This is a genomic window from Faecalicatena contorta (assembly GCF_001404335.1).
Taxonomy (GTDB): Bacteria; Bacillota; Clostridia; order Lachnospirales; family Lachnospiraceae; genus Faecalicatena; species Faecalicatena contortus_B.
This window is the reverse complement of the sequence record NZ_CYZU01000123.1, coordinates 1-675: the sequence shown is the minus strand read 5'-3', so window position 1 is coordinate 675 and position 675 is coordinate 1. Positions and strand designations below refer to the sequence as shown.

Annotated in this window: 2 tRNA genes and 1 rRNA gene; all 3 read left to right on the top strand. The window is 42.1% G+C overall.

The window, feature by feature from the left end:
• Position 1: 1 nt before the first annotated feature.
• The 3 genes from rrf to ARB69_RS25545 all read left to right on the top strand — a co-directional run bounded on the left by rrf (position 2) and on the right by ARB69_RS25545 (position 312).
• Positions 2–119 (top strand): 5S ribosomal RNA (gene rrf / locus ARB69_RS25555).
• A gap of 13 nt (positions 120–132) precedes the next feature.
• A tRNA-Ile gene (locus ARB69_RS25550) sits at positions 133–206 on the top strand.
• A 33-nt stretch (positions 207–239) separates the two neighbouring features.
• Positions 240–312, top strand: a tRNA-Ala gene (locus ARB69_RS25545).
• Positions 313–675 lie beyond the last annotated feature (363 nt).

Here is a 675-nt window from a genome sequence, read left to right as displayed (position 1 = left end):
TTTTGGTGGCGATGCGCCTGGGGGAAACACCCGTTCCCATCCCGAACACGATGGTTAAGACCCAGACGGCCGATGGTACTGCATTGGAGACGATGTGGGAGAGTAGGTGGCCGCCAAATTTAAAAAGAATATGGGCTTATAGCTCAGCCGGTTAGAGCGCACGCCTGATAAGCGTGAGGTCGGTGGTTCGAGTCCACTTAAGCCCATATCTAAACAATAAAATATGGTATTAAAATTATGGGGGATTAGCTCAGTTGGGAGAGCGCCTGCCTTGCAAGCAGGAGGTCACGAGTTCGAATCTCGTATTCTCCACTTGATTCTGCAAAGAATCAAATGTGTACCTTGAAAATTGCATACAAAGAAAAGTTGTATTATTACTGATAAGCGATAATACGACAGATTAAATATCTTATGCTTATTGAATAATATTCAATAAGATATTAATCAAGACATCCGAGGTAATGTTAACAACATTAACTAGTTCGAAGAAAACGAACGGAAAAAATTGAATTTTATTGAACATTAGCAGTTCAATAAGAGGAACCTATTACCAACGCATATCACGCTAGATATGTGTCGCCTGAACTCCAACCCGTGAGAGAAGGCAAGTTGGTTATGCTAATAAGAGCGTATGGTGGATGCCTTGGCACTAAGAGCCGATGAAAGACGTGATAA